This window comes from Macrococcus capreoli, assembly GCF_025628935.1.
GTDB classification, from domain to species: domain Bacteria; phylum Bacillota; class Bacilli; order Staphylococcales; family Staphylococcaceae; genus Macrococcoides; species Macrococcoides capreoli.
Genome location: NZ_JAOTIS010000001.1, coordinates 1 through 16,033 on the forward strand (window position 1 = coordinate 1; position 16,033 = coordinate 16,033).

The 16,033-nt window shown below is 34.2% G+C and carries 15 protein-coding genes and 2 pseudogenes; 13 read left to right on the top strand and 4 right to left on the bottom strand.

Going from position 1 to position 16,033, the window contains the following annotated elements; genetic code table 11:
* Window positions 1-31: 31 nt before the first annotated feature.
* The 3 genes from OCL94_RS00005 to OCL94_RS00015 are packed head-to-tail and all read right to left on the bottom strand — an operon-like array spanning window position 32 to window position 3,673.
* A complete protein-coding gene (locus OCL94_RS00005; protein WP_262993264.1) occupies window positions 32-1,492 on the bottom strand; it encodes a UDP-glucose--hexose-1-phosphate uridylyltransferase in 1,461 nt (486 codons plus the stop codon).
* Window positions 1,492-2,484, bottom strand: a complete 993-nt coding sequence (gene galE, locus OCL94_RS00010; protein ID WP_262993266.1) for a UDP-glucose 4-epimerase GalE — start codon at window positions 2,482-2,484, stop codon at window positions 1,492-1,494. Before galE ends, OCL94_RS00005 begins: the two co-directional genes overlap by 1 nt.
* Before the next feature lies 1 nt (window position 2,485).
* On the bottom strand, window positions 2,486-3,673 hold the full coding sequence (locus OCL94_RS00015) for a galactokinase (RefSeq protein ID WP_262993268.1): 1,188 nt from the start codon (window positions 3,671-3,673) through the stop codon (window positions 2,486-2,488).
* Between the two features lie 279 nt (window positions 3,674-3,952).
* On the opposite strand from OCL94_RS00015, the gene OCL94_RS00020 reads away from it, so the two are divergent.
* The 6 genes and pseudogenes from OCL94_RS00020 to OCL94_RS00045 all read left to right on the top strand — a co-directional run bounded on the left by OCL94_RS00020 (window position 3,953) and on the right by OCL94_RS00045 (window position 9,830).
* On the top strand, window positions 3,953-4,978 hold the full coding sequence (locus tag OCL94_RS00020; RefSeq protein WP_262993270.1) for an aldose epimerase family protein: 1,026 nt from the start codon (window positions 3,953-3,955) through the stop codon (window positions 4,976-4,978).
* Window positions 4,979-4,989: 11 nt separating this feature from the next.
* A complete protein-coding gene (locus OCL94_RS00025; protein ID WP_262993272.1) occupies window positions 4,990-6,147 on the top strand; it encodes an ROK family transcriptional regulator in 1,158 nt (385 codons plus the stop codon).
* Between the two features lie 286 nt (window positions 6,148-6,433).
* Complete coding sequence (locus OCL94_RS00030; protein ID WP_262993274.1) at window positions 6,434-6,667, top strand: hypothetical protein; 234 nt, start codon at window positions 6,434-6,436, stop codon at window positions 6,665-6,667.
* A gap of 36 nt (window positions 6,668-6,703) precedes the next feature.
* Window positions 6,704-6,970: a hypothetical protein gene (locus OCL94_RS00035; RefSeq protein WP_262993276.1), complete on the top strand. Its 267-nt coding sequence runs from the start codon at window positions 6,704-6,706 to the stop codon at window positions 6,968-6,970.
* A gap of 177 nt (window positions 6,971-7,147) precedes the next feature.
* Window positions 7,148-8,680, top strand: a pseudogene (locus OCL94_RS00040) (AbgT family transporter).
* 1 nt (window position 8,681) lies between these two features.
* The gene (locus OCL94_RS00045) at window positions 8,682-9,830 is read left to right on the top strand and encodes a M20 metallopeptidase family protein (protein ID WP_262993277.1); all 1,149 of its coding nucleotides are present in this window, start codon (window positions 8,682-8,684) and stop codon (window positions 9,828-9,830) included.
* 709 nt (window positions 9,831-10,539) lie between these two features.
* On the opposite strand, the pseudogene OCL94_RS00050 reads toward OCL94_RS00045, so the two are convergent.
* Window positions 10,540-10,950 (bottom strand): annotated as a pseudogene (locus tag OCL94_RS00050) (DUF2188 domain-containing protein).
* A 148-nt stretch (window positions 10,951-11,098) separates the two neighbouring features.
* Between OCL94_RS00050 and OCL94_RS00055 the strand changes: the two are divergent.
* The 7 genes from OCL94_RS00055 to OCL94_RS00085 all read left to right on the top strand — a co-directional run bounded on the left by OCL94_RS00055 (window position 11,099) and on the right by OCL94_RS00085 (window position 16,029).
* Window positions 11,099-11,422 (top strand): putative quinol monooxygenase, encoded by a 324-nt coding sequence (locus OCL94_RS00055; protein ID WP_262993279.1) that lies wholly within the window; start codon window positions 11,099-11,101, stop codon window positions 11,420-11,422.
* Between the two features lie 19 nt (window positions 11,423-11,441).
* Entirely contained in the window at window positions 11,442-12,131 is a 690-nt protein-coding gene (locus OCL94_RS00060; RefSeq protein WP_262993280.1) for a GntR family transcriptional regulator, read from the top strand.
* Window positions 12,132-12,285: 154 nt separating this feature from the next.
* The gene (gene phnG, locus OCL94_RS00065) at window positions 12,286-12,705 is read left to right on the top strand and encodes a phosphonate C-P lyase system protein PhnG (RefSeq protein ID WP_262993282.1); all 420 of its coding nucleotides are present in this window, start codon (window positions 12,286-12,288) and stop codon (window positions 12,703-12,705) included.
* Between the two features lie 3 nt (window positions 12,706-12,708).
* Window positions 12,709-13,272, top strand: coding sequence for a phosphonate C-P lyase system protein PhnH (phnH, locus tag OCL94_RS00070; RefSeq protein ID WP_262993284.1), 564 nt, complete (start codon window positions 12,709-12,711; stop codon window positions 13,270-13,272).
* Window position 13,273: 1 nt separating this feature from the next.
* Window positions 13,274-14,368 carry a carbon-phosphorus lyase complex subunit PhnI gene (locus OCL94_RS00075; RefSeq protein ID WP_262993286.1) on the top strand — a complete coding sequence of 365 codons (1,095 nt, stop codon included), beginning with the start codon at window positions 13,274-13,276 and terminating at the stop codon, window positions 14,366-14,368.
* A complete protein-coding gene (locus OCL94_RS00080; protein WP_262993287.1) occupies window positions 14,358-15,209 on the top strand; it encodes an alpha-D-ribose 1-methylphosphonate 5-phosphate C-P-lyase PhnJ in 852 nt (283 codons plus the stop codon). The genes OCL94_RS00075 and OCL94_RS00080 overlap by 11 nt, the downstream gene beginning before the upstream one ends.
* Window positions 15,202-16,029: an ATP-binding cassette domain-containing protein gene (locus OCL94_RS00085; RefSeq protein ID WP_262993289.1), complete on the top strand. Its 828-nt coding sequence runs from the start codon at window positions 15,202-15,204 to the stop codon at window positions 16,027-16,029. The genes OCL94_RS00080 and OCL94_RS00085 overlap by 8 nt, the downstream gene beginning before the upstream one ends.
* Window positions 16,030-16,033 lie beyond the last annotated feature (4 nt).

Genomic DNA, 16,033 nt, shown 5'->3' on the forward strand with positions numbered 1-16,033 from the left:
AGTGATGGCTTTGCCATCACTTTTTTGTGTATTAAAGTTGTAACAAGAATCTTTTAAATTCATCTAAATGTTTAAAGACACCTGCATCCTGAAGTATCTCAGCAAATTTATGGCCTAATGCTCTGTCAACATATTGATTGATGTCTTCATCTTTTATATCGAAAGTTGATACCCACTCTTGATGAATAGGATTATAAGGTAATGCATTGTTCTTCAAGTGTGCTTTAATATCCTGAATATCTTGTTTTAAACGTGCAGGTAATACTGCTAATCCCATAACTTCAATGAGACCAATGTTTTCTTTCTTTATATGATGATGTTCTTCATGAGGATGGAATATTCCCATTGGAAATTCATCTGATGTTCGATTGTTTCTAAGAACTAAATCTAATTCAAATTGATTATTTCTAATACGTGCAATCGGTGTAATCGTATTATGTGGTTGATCTGTATGTGCGATAATATTATTATCCTCGTCGCTATAAGTTTTCCAAGTATTTAAAATATGATTTGCAGCTTCAATAATTGATGTTTTATCTTGGCCTTTTAAACGTATAACGGATAGAGGCCATTCAATGATACTAAATTGAACTTCAGGATAACTTTCTAATTTAAAACAATAAATATCTTTTGCTTTATCCATGGCAAATTCGAAATGTCCTGCCTGGTAATGATCGTGTGTTAGCATTGATCCTCCTACAATAGGCAAGTCTGCATTCGAACCGATAAAATAATGAGGAAATTGCTCTACAAATTCGATAAGTCGCGTAAATGTATCTTTATTGATCTGCATTGGCGTATGTGACTTGGAAAGAACTATTGCATGTTCGTTGTAGTATGAATATGGAGAATATTGGAAAAACCAAGATTCATTATTCAATGACAACTCAATAATGCGATGATTACTTCTTGCTGGATAGTTCATTCTTCCATAAAATCCTTCGTTCTCAATACATAACATGCATTTCGGATAATCAGTAACTACTGTACTAGTTTCAGCTAATTCTTTAAGCCTTTTTATTTCTTTTGGATCTTTTTCTGGTTTAGATAAGTTAATTGTTATGTCTAAATCACCGTATTTTGTTGATGATTTATAATGAATATTATTTTTAATACGATTTGTTTGAATATAATTACTCACTTGACTTAAATGATAAAAATAGTCTGTAGCTTTTAAAGGATTTTCTTTTTTTAGTGTATAGAATGTATTTTCTATTTCTGTGGGTAACCCTATAAATACATCCATAATTTCAGCAGCTTTCATTTCTTTAATATCAAATAGATTTTCAATGATATTTTCATTTACAAGTTGTTCTATTATTGAATCAATTGTTTCGGGGATACTTTGATTAGATAAAGTATTTGATATTCCTATTGGATTGATATTACAAATGCCTGCTATTTTATTTTTATAATAGATGAAGTTGCGTTTGTCTAAGTTGAGTTCTTTTGATACTAATTGAATGAGTGTGTTGATATGTTGTTCTATCATTATTTATCATCCCATCCTTTTGGATTATTTGAGTGCCAGTTCCATGCATCTGTAATTATTTTGTCAATTTGCGTACGTGTTGGATTCCATTTCAAAATATTCTTAGCTTTATCAGCACTTGCAATAAGCGTACTTGGATCTCCAGCGCGACGTTCTCCTATCACTTTATTAATCTCAATACCTGTGACTTTCTCAACGGAATCAACGATTTCTTTAACTGAGAAGCCTTGGCTGCTACCTAAATTAAATACATCACTTTTACCACCATTAAATAAATACTCTAGTGCTAGTATATGTGCATCTACTAAATCTTCGACATGAATGTAGTCGCGAATACAAGTTCCATCAGGAGTTTTATAATCATCACCAAAGATTGTCACATGTGGTCTTTGACCTAAGGCGGCTTCAAGAACAATAGGAATCAAATGTGTTTCAGGTGAGTGATCTTCTCCAATAACACCTGATTCTTTAGCACCTGCAACGTTAAAATATCTTAATGCTACAAAGTTTAAATCCGTTGCATTTGCATTCCACTTCATCATTTTCTCCATTATTAATTTTGATTCACCATATGGATTAGTAGGGCTAGTTGGTTCTTCTTCTGTGATTGGAATATTTTTAGGTTCTCCATAAGTAGCTGCCGTTGAACTGAATACAATAAAATTAACATCGTATTCATTCATAAGTTCTAATAATACTTGAGCACCATAAACATTATTGTTGAAATATTTCATTGGATTACTCACAGATTCCCCAACTAGTGAGAAAGCTGCAAAGTGTAAAACACCTTTAATATTTTCTTTTTCAAACACTGATTTTAAGAAAAGTTTATCGCGTATGTCACCTTCATAAAATGATGCATCGGGGTGAATTGCTGCCTTATGTCCTGTAATTAAATTATCAACGACAACAACTTCATATTTATTTTCGATTAATTTATAAACTGCATGAGATCCGATATAACCTGCGCCACCTAATACTAATATTTTCATATTATCTATACTCCTTTAATTTTTTTGGACCATCACTAATATTTACTTCATAAAATTCCGGTTCATATCCAATAACTTTCATATATTGTGCGTGTACATGATTTTTAAAGTCTTTAATTTTATCAGATTGAACAAGCGCAATTGCACAACCACCAAATCCAGCGCCAGTCATTCTTGAACCTAAGACATAGTCAAGTTCTATAGCACTTTCAAAAATAGTATCAAGTTCTTTTCCTGTTACGTCATAATCTTCTTTTAATGAAATGTGACTATCATTCATGAGTTTTCCGAAAACTGTTAAATCATTATTTTGTAATGCATTTAATGCTTCTAATGTACGTGTATTTTCATATACTACGTGTTTTGCACGTTTTTGTGCATTTATATCTGTAATGAGATTTTTATTTTGTTCATAAGTATTTACATCTAAATCACATAAATGTTGGATATTAAGTTTTGTTTGTAATTTTTGTAAAGCCAATTCACATTCTGCACGACGTTCATTATATTTCGAATCTGATAGCTCACGACGTTTATTACTATTAATAATTACAAGTGAATAGTTTTTTAAATGAAGTGGAGCATATTCATAACTCAAATCATTACAATTTAATAAAATAGCATGGCTTTCTTTTCCCATACCAATCGCAAATTGATCCATAATGCCGCTGTTTAATCCAATAAACTCATTTTCAACACGTTGACCAATTTTAATTAAATCGAGCTGTGAAAGATTTAATGAGAATATATCATTAATGATATAACCTATTAATAATTCTAATGAAGCGGAAGAAGAGAGTCCGGCACCATTTTGGATATTACCATAAACACAAATATTTAAACCTTTAGGTAATGTTGTATTTGTTTGTTCCTCAATATATTTAATTACACCTTTAGCATAATTAGTCCAACTATGTTTTTTATCAAATATTAAATCTTCATTTGGAATACTATGAATTGGTTCTTCTTTAAAATTAAGAGAGTAGAAATTAAATATAGGATGATCAGTAATTGAGACAGCAGCATAAGTTCCAAATGAAATAGCAGCTGGAAAAACATGTCCACCGTTATAATCTAAATGTTCCCCAATTAAATTTATGCGACCTGGTGAAAAATAATAAAACTCGGGTTGCTCATTGAATAAATCATTAAAACTAGATTTTAGTAAAGCGATTACATTTTCCGTCATATCAATATTCTCCTTATAAATTTATTTTGTATTTCTTTCAAAAAGATGTTATATTAAACTTAATTAATTAATTTAATTAAGTATATAACTAAAGCTAAAAATTATCAATAGGAGTGAATAAAATGACAAACATTAAATTTGAAAATGTTTTTAAGATTTATGAAGATGGGTACCAAGCAGTACAGGACTTTAATTTGGATATTTCGAATTAGCCTTAGATATTAATAAACTTCATTTCCTTGATAAAGAAACTGAAATGAGAATTAAGTAGGTGTAATGATGAATATAACTGAGAAAAAATTTGATGAATTACATGGTAATAAAATAACTGAATATATTATTGAAACGGATAATATGATATTTAGTTTTATTGACTTTGGTGCACGTGTACATAAAATATTAACGAATAAATTGGATGTAGAATCAAATATAATTCTATCTGTTAATACTGCAAAGGATTATATTAATAGTGGTGGTTATTTTGGAGCAACCGTTGGTCGTGTAGCTGGTAGGATAGATAAAGGTAAATTTGTTCTTAATGATCAATCATATCAACTTGAATGTAATGATGGAAATAATCATTTACATGGTGGAACAAATGCAATAGACAAGAAAATCTGGAGTACAGAAATTATACATCGTGAGAATGCAATTACATTAAAATTTAACATAAATATATATGAAGCCGATGATCATTATCCTGGAGATATTCAATTTGAAGTTCATCATACAATAACAAATGACAATACATGGACGATTGAATATTTTGCAATATCTTCTAAAGATACTTTGTTCAATCCTACCAACCATGTTTATTTTAATTTGAATCAAGACTATACTAAGAAAATTGATAATCATTATCTTACTTTGAATCATAATGAGTTTGCTGAAATAAATGAACAATTGATTCCAACAGGAAAGATAAAAACAAGTGACAATTTCAATTTTAAAAATAAAAATTCTTTATCAAATGGCATCAATAATCAAGATCAAGATAACAAACTAGTAAATGGTTATGATCATCCATTCATCCTAGAAAAGAAAAAAGAAAAAACCTTTACTTTAGAAAATGAATTAAATAACATTAAAGTAGAAGTGGTTACTGATAGAGAATGTGTTGTGGTGTACACATCTAATATGCTAGATTATACGACACAAGATAAAATTCAATTTGTACAATATGGTGGTGTGACACTCGAAACACAAATGCTGCCTGATGCTATTAACCATTGTAATTTTGGGAATATAATTTTAAAGAAAGATGAAAAATTTTATTCTAAAACAATCTATAAAATAATTAATTAAGGGGGAGAATAGTGAATAGAGGAACATTTAAACAAATGAAATCAACAAATAAATCCCTCATACTTAATAATATTAGGCAATGTGATGTAACTTCTCGTGCTCAAATCGCAAAAGATACATCTCTAACACCGCCTACAGTAAGTGCAATCGTTAAAGAGCTCATTGAATCAAATTTAGTAATGGAAACGGAAGAATTAGGTGCCTCACAAGGAGGGCGTAAACCGAAATTATTAAAGATAAATCATAGTGGACATCATATTTTTGGTTTAGACGTATCATCACAACGTGTATTAGGAATTATTACTGATTTGAATGGTAAAATACTATTTGAAGAAGAAATAACATTACCAAGGCCAATCGATAATACAAAATTTTTAGAATGTATGATGCAAATAATCGATACATTATTTACTTATTCTAAAAAAAATAAAGTTTTAGGTATTGGAATTGCAATGCATGGTATTGTTAATTCAGAAGATGGAGTTGCAATATTTGCACCTAATTTGAACTTAAAAAACATTCCTTTAAAAGAAATCTTAGAGGATAAATACGAAGTTAAAGTAAAAGTTGAAAATGATGTTCGTTCGATGGTACTAGGTGAAGTTTGGTTTAATGGTAATGAATCATTTCAAAATCTTGTATTGATTAATTTAGGATCTGGTGTAGGATCTGGTGTTATTATGGATGGCAAATTGATTAGAGGAAGCCAAGGCCTAGCTGGAGAGTTTGGACATATGATTGTTAATATCCACGAAGGAATAAAGTGTGATTGTGGAAATTATGGTTGTATAGAAACACTTATATCTGGAATGGCAATAGAAAAAAAAGCAAAAGCCAAAAAACTAATTGAAGAAAAGGAGTCTGCTAAACAATTAAGACAACTTGCAGACAAAGGTAATAAAGAAGCAAAACAAATATTTGAAGAAGTTGGATTAGTATTAGGTATAGGTATAACAAATCTAATTCATTTAATAAATCCTGACAAAATTATATTGTCAGGCGGGATTTCAAATGCCAATGAATACTTCCTGCCTAAAGTAAAAGAGATTATTCATAGAAGTGAAATGATATCTCAAGTAGGAGAAACATTAATTGAGGTTTCCACATTTAAACAGAATGCAGCATCTCTAGGTGCATGTGCATTGTTTTTAGAGGAATTATATAAATAAATATTTTAAGTGAAAAGCACAAGTTTGTTAATAAATACTGAAGTGAACCCCAAAAGTTAGACTTTTTTGGAATGGAGAAATCCATTCCTTTTTTATACGATTTATTTATGGCTAGAACTAGAAGAACATTTACACCAGAATTTAAACTTCAAATGGTACGATTATTTGAAAACGGAAAATCTAAATCTGATACCGAAATCAAGATTTAGAAATTCAAGGTACTTATAAAATTGTAAATGGAAAAATGGTAAAAGAAGAAGGTAAATAAAAAATATATGAGATGTTTATGATGAAAAAATTCGTTTCTGTATTAGCAATTAGTTCATTTGTTATTAGTGGTATTACAGTTCATGATGTTGATGCTGCTACCTTGAAACCAAGTGATTTAAAAATCGGTGCAAGAACTTATGAAGCGGTACTTACTAAAACTACAAAAGCTTTATCGGGTAATAGGTTAAGCGATAAAATGATCACTTTACCTAAAGGTAAAAAAGTAACTGTTGTTGAACGTAAACAATGACATGGTTATGATTATCTTGTGTTGAAAGGAAACTATGTGATTCCTTTAAATGATTCCGGTATAAAAATTATTAAGTCTTTACCAGGTAAAATAGATTACAGTAAGTTTGTACTATCGAAAGATGCAAAACAAAAGTTAGCCAACGGTCCAAAATCAAATCCATATTATGAAGATTATAAGCGTTACGTCATTCGTTATAATAAATTTTTATTTACTGCTTTTCAATTGTCCTATTCTGAAATAATGCTTCAGCAGCAATTTCATAAGAAAGATGAACGCGTAAAAGTACAATTAAATCAATAAATGTAAGCTCATTTTCTAAATTGGAGAATGAGCTTATTTTAATTTGAATCTATTAAAATGTATATATTACCTTATATTTCTTTACATAATTATTTGTATTCTCCAGACAGTATCGATAGTATAGTATTATAAATTTATTTAACAGAATTTTCACTTAATTAAACAAGGGGAGATGTAATGAATGAAAACGTAAAGAAAAAGGGGTTTATGGATAAGTTCCTGGACGGTATTGAACGTGCAGGTAATAAGCTACCAGATCCAGTCGTGATCTTTATTTCATTGTGTGGCTTAATACTTATTACTTCATGGATTGCAAGTCTATTTGGAGTACAAGCAAAGAATCCTGCCGATGGTAAAGTAGTTAAAGCAATCAATTTACTGACACCTTAAGGTATAGCAAAGATTATATCTGAAGCGGTGCCAAACTTTGCAGCATTCCCGCCACTCGGGCTTGTACTTGTTGTAATGATTGGTGTCGGTATTGCTGAAAAGACCGGTTATTTCGAAACATTAATGAAATATACGATTGAGAAGACACCGAAGAAGATTATCATTCCAATTATTATCTTTGTTGGTATTATAGGGAATGCAGCTGGAGATGCGGCGACAATTGTATTACCCCCGATTGCTGCGATGGTATTTATTCGTCTAGGTTATCACCCGATTGCAGGTCTTGCGATGGCTTATGCTGCAGCACTAGGAGGATTCTCAGCGAGTTTAGTCATTGGTATGACAGATGCGTTAGCAGTATCATTCACAGAACCAGCGACGAAGTTAATTGATGGTAGTGTTAAAGTTAATGCGGCGATGAACTATTATTTCTTATGTGCTTCTACGTTTTTATTACTTGTCGTTGCATGGTTTGTGACAAGTAAGATTGTTATTCCGAGATTTGGAAAGTATGAGGGTACATACACGAATGATGAAACAAATGAGCATGTTGCGCCAAAGGAACGTAAGGCGATGATTTGGGCGAATATTAGTATCTTGTTATTGATGGGATTACTCATATTACTTACTGTACCAGAGCATGCGCTACTAAGAAATGCTAAGACAGGATCGTTAATTGATGATTCTCCGTTAATGAACGGGATTGTACCCATTATTACATTGTTATTCTTAGTACCAGGATTAATCTATGGTTATATGGCCGGAACAATGCGTTCGACACGTAAGTTCTCTGAGATGCTGGCTGAATCGATGAGTTCTATGGGTGGTTTTATCGTTATTGTTTTCTTTGCAGCTCAGATGTTAGCCTTTTTCACTTGGAGTAATTTAGGTACGATAGTGGCGATTAAAGGTGCGGCTCTATTAAAGGGGCAAAATGGTGTCGTGTTAATTTTAGGTGTACTCATCTTATCAGCATTCATTAATATGTTAATTGGAAGTGCTTCAGCGAAATGGGCTATTCTAGCGCCTATTTTAGTACCGATGCTCATGCTTTTAGGGATTCATCCAGCGTTTACGCAAGTCATTTATCGTGTAGGAGATTCTATTACGAATCCAATCACGCCAATGATGCCTTATTTACCATTATTACTGTCTTATGCACAAAAGTATGATAAAAATATTGGTCTCGGTACAATGATTGCAGCACTTATGCCTTACTCTATTGCTTTTGGTATCTTCTGGACGTTATTACTTTTAGTTTGGTTCTATTTAGGTATTCCAGTAGGTCCTGGTAGTCCTATTCATTTAGGAGGTAAGTAGGATGTGTGATTATAATGAGTATAAAGACAAGATTATTAAGATAAGACGTTATCTACATCAATATCCTGAACCTGCATTTAAGGAATATGAAACTGCACAATATATTAGAGAACACTTAAATCAATTAGAGCATTGTGAAGTGATTGAACTCACTGAAACGGGTACAGTAGCGGTATTCAATAAAGGCGGTAAGAAAAAGATTGGATTACGTGCAGATATAGATGCACTGCCTGTCAAGGAAGAAAGAACGGATATTGATTTTGTATCAGAGAGAGACGGATGGATGCATGCCTGTGGTCATGATGGACATACGGCGCTGTTATTAGGCGCAGCATTTTATTTCAATGATCATATAGATGAATTAGATCATGAGATTCACTGTATCTTTCAGCATGCAGAAGAACTGATACCTGGCGGAGCAAGAGAACTTGTGGAAACAGGTTACTTTAAAGACTTTGACTTTATTTATGGACATCATCTTTGGGCAACATTACCATTGGGACATATTGATATTAAAGCAGGACCGGCAAGTGCGAATTCGGATGTTTATGCTATCACGATTCAAGGAAAAGGTGGACATGCAAGTCAGCCCCATAGAAGTATTGATCCCGTAGTTATAGGAAGTCAGTTTGTTACGCAATTACAGACACTCGTTTCGCGTAGATTAGATCCATTTGACCCGGTGGTTGTCTCTAATACAGTATTCCAGGCGGGAACAACAGGTGCTGAAAATGTCATACCAGATAAAGTTCTTCTTGGAGGATCAGTAAGAACGACGACTGAGGAGAATAGACAATTTGTAAAAGAGAATATTGAAAGACTATTAGAATATCTAACCCTTGCGAATGATGCTACATACACGATTGATTATACAATTGGATATGATGCAGTCTATAATGATCCAGAGCATACACAATTTATTATGGATATTGCTAAAAGAGATTACGATAATATCATAACAGAACCACCAATGCTCGGTGGAGAAGACTTTAGTGCCTACAACAAAGTAGCACCATGTGTGTATATATTCATAGGAACTGGTAGTGAAGACTTTGATTATCCACATCACCATCCTAAATTTGGATTAAACGAGGATGGGTTTAGTATAGGGTTTGAAATGTTTGTTAAAGTGGCGAAGGAATATAAATAAGATAAAAAGGCGTTTAAAAAAACTGAGAGAAAGGGGAGATATGCTCTGGTTCTCAGTTTTTTAATATTCTAGGAAGTGTAAACAAAAATCTATTATTTATAATTCGCAAGTTCTTCTATAAACATCCCAATTTAATATTGCTCATAAGCGTGGCATGTGTTCATTCAATGCCGCTATAATTAAAATAAATAACTCACTGTTAATCGGAGGCAATTGTGAGAACAACACTTAAAAATATCTTTTCTTTCAAAGGCCAAATATCTCGTAGAACTTTCTTGAAACAGTTGTTTGTGTTTATATTAATCTATGTTATATTGATGATTTTAAGATCGACTATCTTTTATTTCACGGTGTGGTATTCAGACAGTCTACCAGGATATACAGATGTAAAATATAAGATGAAGCCATTAACGGATGGAATAATGGCCTGGTTGATTGCTTTTATTTTGACCCAAATACCTTATGGATTGGCCATGCTAGCTTTGATGGTAAGAAGAATCAATGATACAAAGACGGCGCCTATTGTAATCATTTTGTTGTTTCTCTCATGGTTACCAGCGAATATAGTCGTCTTTGTACTTATCTATCTATTAGCACGTTTTGATATTTTAATACCATCGTTATTGAGTGTGAACATCGTGTTCATCTTAATCATGTTTCATTTTTTGACATTACCTAGTAAACATTAATGTATTAAATTGAATTTAATCTACTCACCCTTATTATACTCAATCACTTTTGAATCTCTGTTATCAGCAATCTCTTTTGCACGTGCAACAGCTTCTTTCTTTGTATCGAAAGTTCCTGTTGCACGTTTTGCATTTTTAGTTTTCACTTTCCATACACCGTCTTCGAAATACACTTCGACATCATTGTCGATTAAGTCTGTATTTACTGAATCATCTTTTTTGTGCAATGTGATCTTCTAATGCTTTAAAGTTTCAAGTTCTTCGTCCTTTGCATCTTTATACCAATCCTGTGCTTGCTTTGTTGCGATTGGAATTAAATCTTCTTCTTTATACCCTTGCTTGAGCATTGCATTGCCGATATCAATCGCTTTCTTGCGTTCTAGTTCATCGAAGTTCCTCCAGCTATTCGGATAATCATTCATTGTCCACATTGTATGACCTCCTGGATTTATTTACTTTTAATATAACCTAAATATAAAAAGATAATCATTGAAATGTCATCATTAGTGTAATAGATAAGCCATGCTATAATAGATGTGAATTGATTTTGGTAATTTAATCGTTTGAAGGTGGGTTAATATGATTACTGTCAATATTTATTATACTGGTGAGCATGGTAATGCGCGTGCGTTTATGCGCGAGATGGTTTCATCGGGTATTGTGGAGCGTATTAGAGCGCAGGCTGGGAACTTACGTTATGAATATTTTTATTCTGTAGATGATAGTGAAACGGTGTTATTAATTGATAGCTGGACAGATCAATCTGCAATTGATAAGCATCATGCGTCACCGATGATGGATGAGATTTCTGTTCTCCATGAGAAATATGATTTACATATGAAAGTAGAGCGTTATGTATCTGATACGTTGAGTGTTCATGATGCATCGTTTGTGCGAGACTAGTACTAACGGAGGTGCTCAAGTGGGAAATGATTTATTAAATGATTTGTTACAGAATGTTATTAGTGGGCAATATTATTCTAAGAAGTTAGAGAGTGAGCATACACTATCAGAGCAGTATGGTATGACGCGTGTTGATGTTAGAAAGGTATTAAGTCAGCTGGAAGAGATGGGGTATATTCATTCGAAGCAAGGGATTGGTAGATTCTATCGCGATAAGTTGCCAGTCATTGAGTTAGCGTTATCTGGTACGGTAAGTTTTACGGATAAGATGCTTGAACAGGGTTATGATTTTAAAACTGAGAATATTGGTTTTAGATGCCTGCGTGATGATGAGGTGACATCTGAATTATCAGTTCTGGGGAATGGTCCTTATTATGAGGTCAAGCGTTTACGTTTAGTTCATGGGATTCCTGTTGCAATGCATGCGTCAATTGTAAGTGGTGAGCGTTTCAAATCTATTGGTGAGATGGGGCAGGAGATTACTTCGTTGTATCACTTTTATCAGACACAAGGTTATCATCGGCTCCAGTCTACTGAGACAAAGTGTAGTGTTGGCTTCCCGTTAAAGTCAGAACAAGAGCATTTAAAGTGTCATTCATTAGTACCATTGTTAATTTTAGAAGCGATGACGATGAATACGTCTGGTCATTATTTAGATAGCTTTAAGACGGTTTATAGAACGGATTTATTTAAATTTATAGTGAGTTGATGGATTTTAGGGTGATATAACTGAAGGTCCATTATACAAGAAGGTATGAAGTGATTCATATCTTCTTTTTTATTGTGTATTAATAATTTTTACAGAAACTTTACACACAGCAACTTGGCAACAAGATAGTATTGCTAATGAGGAGAGGATGATAATGTTAAACAGAAAAAGATGGTCAGAACTATTGATTCGTTACGGTAATCAAGATGCGATTGATTTCTACAAGAAGTTTCGCGATCAGGTAAATGTCGAAATGGTTTCTCAACCGACAGATGGTGTTGTCATGCTGAAAGTACGAGAAACTGCACAACAGAGTTTATTCTATATGGGTGAAGTAACGATTAGTGAAACGAAAATGCGCGTCAATGGAAAGTTAGGGCTTGGTATTGTACATGGTAGTCATGAACTTTCAGAAGCATTAGCGTTTATTGATGGTTGTTATCAAGCGGGCATTTATTTAGACGAATTAAATGAACTGTGTGCGCGATTAGAATTGACTGAACAAGATGTTATCAAACATAAGACAGCTGAAATTATGAAGACTAAAGTTGATTTTGAAACGATGGATGTGTGAGGGATGACAATGTATGTACATGAAATGACACGTATGTTTAGACAAGTAATGGATGCATTAAGTAAACCGGGTGTAATCAATGCGGTAGATGGTATCGCGCATCAAACGACTTATCATAATACAATGTATTTGTTACTACAGACGTTACTCGATAATGAAGTTACGTTTCATTTACTGGATGGCCAGCAAGGTGATATTGATGAAATAAAGATGTTGATGAATTGCCGTCATACATCAATTGGTGAAGCGGATTATATCATTATGAAACAACATGAAATTGAGTATACTGAACGGTTAACCGCAAGTCGTTGCGGCACTTATGCTGATCCGGAACAGAGTGCAACATGGATTATTCAACTTGATGATTTCACGTCAGGTGATGTTTATCAATTAACGGGTCCTGGTATTCAAACACATACAAATGTTACGTTGCCAGGTGTAAAGGAACTATTATCTGTACGTCATCAACTATGCCAGTCGTTCCCGCTCGGTGTTGAATTAATATTCGTAACCGATACGCAAGTGATGTGTATTCCACGTACGACAGTCGTTAAGGAGGTTGAATAATATGGGTTACGTTGCTGTAAAAGGCGGCACAGAAGCAATAGAAGCATCTATTCAGTTATTACATGAACGTAGAGTTGCTTCAGCACTCGTTGCCGATATACAAGTCATTAAAGCTTCAATGCGACAAATGATTAATCAAATTATGTCTGAAGCATCACTTTACGATAGAGATTTAGCGGCACTTGCAATCAAACAATCTGAAGGCAATATGGAGGAAGCGGTCTTTCTATTACGTGCCCATCGTTCAACACTTCCACGTTTATATTATTCAAATACAGTGGATACTAGAACAATGTTTGTAGAACGTCGTGTTTCAGCAAGTTTTAAAGATATTCCGGGTGGACAAATTCTTGGTGCCTCACCAGATTTTACGCATCGATTGTTAGACTTTTCTTTAGTAGACGAGAAAGTAAATCCAATAGCTCGAGAAAATAAGCTAATGAATGAAGACACTCCAGCCGATTTATCGCAACTTCCGAAAGTCATTGATTATTTAGCTTCTGTTGGATTATATGACGCGTTGCCTATCAATAACACGCAACCTGATGATATTACGAAGAAAGCCATCACGTTCCCGGCAACACGCTCACAAATTCTCCAGTCATTAACACGTGGTCAAACTGGTGCAGTCACTGCACTCGGTTATGCAGAAATTCGTGGTTATGGCTTTTCAACACACCCGAATATAGGTGAACTCCGTGTCGGTGAGCAACCGGTATATGTACTGAACGAAGAGAACCCTGATGACAGTTATTTTATTGGGGATATTGAATTAACAGAAGTTGAGAGCTTCTATTCTTCACATAAACCATCACAACAGAAAGAACAACACGATGAAATGACGATTGAACTCGGCTACGGTATTACGTTCGGTCAAAATGAAACGAAGACAATTGCTATGAGTATATTAGATCATAGTTTAAATCAACCGGACTTTGATGTACCAACTTCTGATGATGAATTTGTACTGCTTCATATTGATTCTGTTGAATCGACCGGTTTCATTTCACATTTGAAGCTGCCACATTACGTCACATTTCAATCGATGCTTGACCGTATACGTCAAACGATGAAGGAGAACAACGATGCATTATGAGGGACACTTTGCATTCTTTGATGAACATTCAAAGAAAGAAATTAGACGCACAATCTTAAAGGCAATCGCGATACCAGGCTATCAAGTACCATTTGCTTCCCGTGAATTACCGATAGCACGTGGCTGGGGGACGGGTGGTATCCAGATTACATTGTCTATCATCGAGCGTAATGACGTATTGAAAGTCATTGATCAGGGGAATGACGAATCAGTCAACGCGGTAAACATTAAGAAACTCGTCGTAGGGACGACAGGTGTGCAGGAAACGATCAATACGGCTGAAGCGACAATCATTCAGTCGCGCCACCGTATTCCTGAAGTGAAATTACAGGACAAACAAGTGCTAGTATTACAAGTGCCGATTCCTGAACCGTTAAGAATGATTGAGCCAAGTGAAGAGCGAACGAAATTACTACACGCTGATCAGGCATACTCCGGAGCCTATATTCGACTGTTCGAACAAATTATGAAATACAACCATATCACACTTGATGCCGATTACCCTGTAACGGTGAATGATCGTTATGTGATGGCACCGAGCCCAATCCCACGATTTGATAATGAGAAGATGCACATGAGTGAAGCGCTCATCTTACTCGGAGCAGGTCGAGAAAAGAAGATTTATGCTGTACCACCGTTTACGAAAGTTGAAAGTCTTCACTTTGAAGATTATCCATTTGAAGTTGAAGATTTCTCAAATAAAGTGTGTCGTAAATCTGGCTTAACGAACGTATATATGGATGAATTAAAAGACGAAGTGACAGGTGAAACGTATTATTTAACGAATGATACAAGTTACATGTTGCAGGCGATGAATAACGGAGGTGCGATGCATGAATGAAACACCTGTAATTTCAGTAAAGCACTTATTTAAGCAATACGGCGATGGATGTTCACATTGTCAAGGTGGCGTTCATCTGGAGAAGAATATTTGTCCGGAATGTCATACAGTGTATGCATTAAATGACGTGTCATTTGATTTATATCCTGGTGAAATTATCGGCATCGTGGGCGAATCAGGCAGCGGTAAAAGTACGTTAATGAAAAGTTTGTACTTTGATGAAACGCCGACGTCAGGAGAATATTATATCCCGTCATATTCAAGTGATAATTTATTAACTTTACCATCGATAAAGAAACGTGCCATCCGTAACACGCAGCTCGGCATGGTGTATCAAAACCCTGTATTAGGATTGAACATGGACTTTGCCAGCATTACAAACATTGCAGAGAAATTAATCGACAGCGGAGAAATGAACGTCGAGAAGATGCGTAATATAGGTTATGATTTACTGCAAAAAGTTAACATTCCAGTCCGACGTGCGAAAGAATCACCTAAAAATTTCTCAGGTGGGATGCAGCAACGTGTTCAAATTGCAAAGGCATTATCGAACAATCCACCATTACTATTGTTAGATGAAATTACGACGGGGTTAGATTTATCAGTACAGGCGGATGTACTCGATTTAATTAAAGTATTGCAGCGCACCTTTGGTATTAGCATGATTGTTGTCAGTCATGATTTAGCGGTCATTCGCATGTTAAGTGATCGAGCGTTTGTGATGCTGAATGGTCGCGTGATAGAAAGTGGCTTAACCGATGCGATATTAGAAGATCCACAACACGAATACACACAACAACTCGTGTATTCACTATTATAGGAGG